Raw genomic sequence first — 5,237 nt, forward strand, 5'->3', positions numbered from 1 at the left:
GGCGGCGGGGGGGGGGGGGGGGGCGGGCGCCGGGTTTGGGGTTGGGGGGGGGGTGGGGGAAAACCCACCCCGCCCCCACCTACGCGATCTACGCGACTTACGTGATCTCGCCCAACACCCGCAAAATCGCCCCCACATCCCCAGCCCCCGCCAACCGCTCCCGGAACTCCGCCCCCATCAGCTTCCGCGACAACAGCGCCAGAATCCGCAAGTGCTCATCGCCCGCCGCAGCCTCCGGCACCGCGATCATGAAGATCAGGTGGGCCTTCGTACTGTCCGGAGCACCCCATTCGATGCCCTCGGCGGACCGGGCGAAGCCGACGACCGGGGCGGTCACGGCGTCCGTCTTGGCGTGCGGGATCGCGATCTCCTCGCCGAGACCGGTGGTGCCCTGGTCCTCGCGGGCGAACGCGGCCCGCACCAGTTCCGCCGCGTCCGCGACCTTGCCGCTCGCGGCCAGCAGTGCGGCCATCTCGCGGATGGCATCGTCCTTGCGGTCGGCGGTCAGCTGTTCCTTGACGGTCTGCTCGGTCACATACCCGGACAGCACCGCATCCCCGGCAGGCTCCGCAGCCTCCGCGACACCGCCACGAGCAACGGAACCACCCCCTGACGCAGCCCCCGAGGCACCCGCACCACTCCCCACCAGCACCGGCTCGGCCACAACAGAAGCCACCGTCTCGTCGGCCGAGGCAGGCGCAGCCTCAGACGCAGGCACAGACTCAGACGCCGAAACCGCCCCCGCCCCACCCCGCACCGACATCAGCCCGACCGTAGCCACCGCCGTGACGGCCGTACCGACCACCACAGCGACGAAGAACATCGGCACCCCGTTCACCGCCCCGAGCACCGCCACGATGGGCCCTCCGTGCGGCACGCTGTCCTCGACCGCCGCCAGTCCGGCTATGGCCCCGGCCACCGCACCGCCGAGCATGTTCGACGGGATCACCAGCGCCGGTCGCGCCGCGGCGAACGGAATCGCACCCTCGGTGATACCGAAGAAGCCCATGAAGAGGGCGGCGAGCCCGGTCTCCCGCTCCTGGTCGTCGAACATCCGGCGACGGATCAGCGTGGCCAGCCCCTGCCCCAGCGGCGGCACCGGAATGGCCGCCGCGCACGCGCCCATGACCTCGGGGTTCTTGGAAACCAGCCCGGCCCCGAAGAGGAACGCCGTCTTGTTCACCGGTCCGCCCATGTCGAACGCGATCATCAGCCCGAGGATGATGCCGAGCAGCGCCGCACTGGTCCCGGTCAGCCCGCCGAGCCAGTCGGTGAGGTTCTCGAAGACCCAGGCGATGGGCCTGCCGAGGACATAGATGAAGAAGAGGCCGAGCACCGAGGTCGCCACGATCGGAATCACGATGATCGGCATGATCGGCTGAACGAACTTCGGTACCCGGACCCGCTTGATCCCCTGCACCAGGTACCCGGCCAGGAAGCCGGTGACGATCGCCCCGATGAACCCGGCGCCCGCCTCGCTGTCGTACAGCTCGCCATGGGCCGCGATCCAGCCGCCGACCATGCCGGGCACCAGCCCGGGCCGGTCGGCGATGGCGTACGCGATGTAGCCGGACAACGCCGGGATCATCAGCTGGAAGCCGATGGTGCCGATGTCGTTGACGGTCTTCCAGAAGGAGTCGTCGGGGATGACGATCCCCTTGGACGTCGTATCGCCGCCCAGCGCGAGCGATACGGCGATCAGCAACCCGCCGACCACCACGAACGGGATCATGTACGAGACGCCGTTCATGAGCGCCTTATAGGTGACGCCACGCCCCTTACGGCCGTCGCCACCGTCCGACCGCACCGCACCGCCCCCGCGGCGCTCGCGGCCCCCGGCGCCATCCCTCTCGTGCCCCGGCTCGTACACCGGCGCGTCCCGCACCCGCTCGATCAGCCGCTCGGGATGGTGAATCCCCTCGGCCACCCCGACGACGAGCACCTTCTTACCGACGAACCGACTGCGGTCGACGTCCTTGTCGGCGGCGATGATGATGCCGTCCGCCTCGCTGACATCGTTGTCAGATAGGACATTCTCAGCCCCGATCGAACCCTGTGTCTCCACCTTCATGCGATGACCGAGCGATTCCGCGGCCCGCACCAGCTTTTCGGCGGCCATATAGGTATGGGCGATGCCCGTCGGACAGGCGGTCACCGCGAGCAGCTTGAGCCCTGGCCCACTGGCTCCCGCACCCTCGGGGGGATCGGCTGGACTGGTGGTCACGTGGTTCTCCTTGTCAGCGTCAGCATGGCTTCCGCGTCGACAACGCCGTCAACGCGCCAAGCGGCGCGGGGGATGTGCAAGCGTCCCCGCGCCAGCGGCATCCTGCAATACCCGCGGTCGCGATCAAAGCGACTGTCGTACGGCCCACAGCGCCCAGGGCCGAAGAGCACCCCCTCGGGCTGGGGCTCACCCCGCCCAGCGGTGTAGATTCGTGTGCGAGCCAGACGTCGCTGCTGATGGCGGTCGGGCGGCCCTAGCGGGCCGGCCGAGGGAGAGAGGGCCTTCGACGGACTGCGCGCTGCGAGCAAAGGGGACACGTGTGTCCGGTATGAGACACACCCCCGGACACACCGTGCCCGCTGCCCGCAGGCCAGCCGAAACACTCTCGCTCGCAACCGATCGATGAGGAGCAGCACCCATGACGACAGCCGACTCCGGTCAGGACTTCAAGGTCGCCGACCTCTCCCTGGCTGATTTCGGTCGCAAGGAGATCACTCTCGCCGAGCACGAGATGCCCGGCCTGATGGCGCTCCGTAAGGAGTTCGCCGGATCTCAGCCGCTGGCCGGTGCCCGGGTCACCGGCTCGCTGCACATGACGATCCAGACCGCGGTCCTGATCGAGACCCTGACCGCGCTCGGCGCGCAGGTCCGCTGGGCGTCCTGCAACATCTTCTCCACCCAGGACCACGCGGCCGCCGCGATCGCCGTCGGCCCGACCGGTACCCCGGAGAACCCGCAGGGCATTCCGGTCTTCGCCTGGAAGGGCGAGACCCTGGAGGAGTACTGGTGGTGCACCGAGCAGGCGCTGACCTGGCCGGGTACCGCCACCGGCGGCCCCAACATGATCCTGGACGACGGTGGCGACGCCACCCTCCTCGTCCACAAGGGCGTCGAGTACGAGAAGGCCGGTGCCGCCCCTGACGTCGCCACCGCCGAGAACGATGAGCACCGTGTCGTCCTCTCGCTGCTGAACCGCACCCTCGCGGAGACCCCGCAGAAGTGGACGCAGCTCGCCTCCGAGATCCGTGGTGTCACGGAGGAGACGACGACCGGCGTTCACCGCCTGTACGAGATGCACCGGGAGGGCACCCTGCTCTTCCCGGCGATCAACGTCAACGACGCGGTGACGAAGTCGAAGTTCGACAACAAGTACGGCTGCCGCCACTCCCTGGTCGACGGCATCAACCGCGCCACCGATGTCCTGATCGGCGGCAAGGTCGCGGTCATCTTCGGCTACGGCGATGTCGGCAAAGGCTGTGCGGAGTCGCTGCGCGGCCAGGGCGCGCGGGTCATCGTCACCGAGATCGACCCGATCTGCGCGCTGCAGGCGGCGATGGACGGTTTCCAGGTCGCCACCCTGGACGACGTGGTGGAGACCGCGGACATCTTCGTCACCACCACGGGCAACAAGGACATCATCATGGCCACCGACATGGCCAAGATGAAGCACCAGGCGATCATCGGGAACATCGGCCACTTCGACAACGAGATCGACATGGCCGGTCTCGCGGCGATCCCCGGCATCGTCAAGGACGAGGTCAAGCCGCAGGTCCACACCTGGACGTTCCCCGAGGGCAAGAAGCTCATCGTGCTCTCCGAGGGCCGTCTGCTGAACCTGGGCAACGCGACCGGTCACCCGTCGTTCGTGATGTCCAACTCCTTCGCCGACCAGACGATCGCCCAGATCGAGCTGTTCACCAAGCCCGAGTCCTACCCGACCGACGTGTACGTGCTGCCCAAGCACCTGGACGAGAAGGTCGCCCGGCTCCACCTGGAGGCTCTCGGCGCCAAGCTGACGACCCTCCGCAAGGAGCAGGCCGACTACATCGGCGTCCCGGTCGACGGCCCGTACAAGCCCGACCACTACCGCTACTGATCGCCCCGGCCGGCGCTCCCAGCGCCGGCCACCGGCCCCGCCGCACCGGCGGGGCCCCAGGGCCCGTCCGCGCCGTTCCGGCGGGGCGGGCCCCAGCCATTCAAGGACCCTCACCATGCCTCGCGGCCGCTACTCCCTCCACGACACCCACGACCACGCGCCCCTCGGCCAAGAGCACTTCCACTGTGCGCCGGGCCCCAGCGGATGGCGTTACGTCGCACAGCGCACCTCGCCCTCCGGCGAGCACGCCGGTTCCGTGGACCTCACCATCGACGAACTCGGCCGCCCCCTCCGCCTGGAGCTGCACGCCGCGAGCTGGCGGGTGCGCGGCGGCGCGATGGAGGGCGTGACCTGGGTCCGTACCGATCCGTCCGGAGCGCACGCGACCGAGGGCAACACCCAGGCCCACGCGTTCACCGGCACCTCCCCGGCGTTCCTCGTCGCCCTCTCCCGCATGCTCCGGCTCGAACCGGGCGGGGGGCCGGTACGCGTCCGCCTCGTCGCCTTCACCGACCCGGTCCTCGCACCGCGCACCCTCGACCAGTCCTGGGCACTGCTCGGCAGTACCGGGCACTCCACCGACATCGGCCCGCTCACCGTGGACGAATACCAGGTCAGCGAGTTGGACACGGGCGAGCAGCACATGGTCCACATCGCCGGCGATGTGGTGCTCGCGGCCCCCGGCATCGAGCTGGAGGAACTGGAGACCCCGCCGTCGTCCTTCGGGTGATGCGCGGGCGATGCGCGGGTGCTGCGCAGGCGATGTGCGGAGCGCCCCGCCGAACTGGTACGGTGTTCATCTCCCCGAAACCCGTTGACACGGGCCATGTGGGGAGGTAGATTTTAACGGTTGCGGTGAGCGGCATGGTACGTTCATCGGCAGCCGTTGGCATCTGAACCGCTCCGTTCGTGAATGTAATTCCGACGGAGCACTTTGACCCCCCGCAGGTAATCGCGAAGTCGATTAGGTCGGCCGCTGCGACTCTGCTAAAGTCAAGGACAGCCGAAAGGCAAAGGCCCTCCAACAGGCCACCGGAAACAAAATTCGGACCGGAAACGGAACGGAAAACGGATCTGGTAAGGTTGGAAACACGAAAGGCCGAAAGGCACTGAAGGGAAAAGCCCGGAGAAACCGGT

General features: G+C 68.5%; 3 protein-coding genes. 2 read left to right on the forward strand and 1 reads right to left on the reverse strand.

Annotated features, from left to right (window positions below):
• Positions 1–97: 97 nt before the first annotated feature.
• Entirely contained in the window at positions 98–2,224 is a 2,127-nt protein-coding gene (locus tag ABZ370_RS43865) for a fructose-specific PTS transporter subunit EIIC (protein WP_358634162.1), read from the reverse strand.
• A gap of 418 nt (positions 2,225–2,642) precedes the next feature.
• On the opposite strand from ABZ370_RS43865, the gene ahcY reads away from it, so the two are divergent.
• Positions 2,643–4,100: an adenosylhomocysteinase gene (ahcY, locus tag ABZ370_RS43870; protein WP_358634166.1), complete on the forward strand. Its 1,458-nt coding sequence runs from the start codon at positions 2,643–2,645 to the stop codon at positions 4,098–4,100.
• Positions 4,101–4,215: 115 nt separating this feature from the next.
• Positions 4,216–4,830 carry a hypothetical protein gene (locus tag ABZ370_RS43875; protein WP_358634169.1) on the forward strand — a complete coding sequence of 205 codons (615 nt, stop codon included), beginning with the start codon at positions 4,216–4,218 and terminating at the stop codon, positions 4,828–4,830.
• The last annotated feature ends 407 nt before the right edge of the window (positions 4,831–5,237 follow it).

Source organism: Streptomyces sp. NPDC005962 (genome assembly GCF_040629205.1).
Lineage (GTDB): Bacteria > Actinomycetota > Actinomycetes > Streptomycetales > Streptomycetaceae > Streptomyces.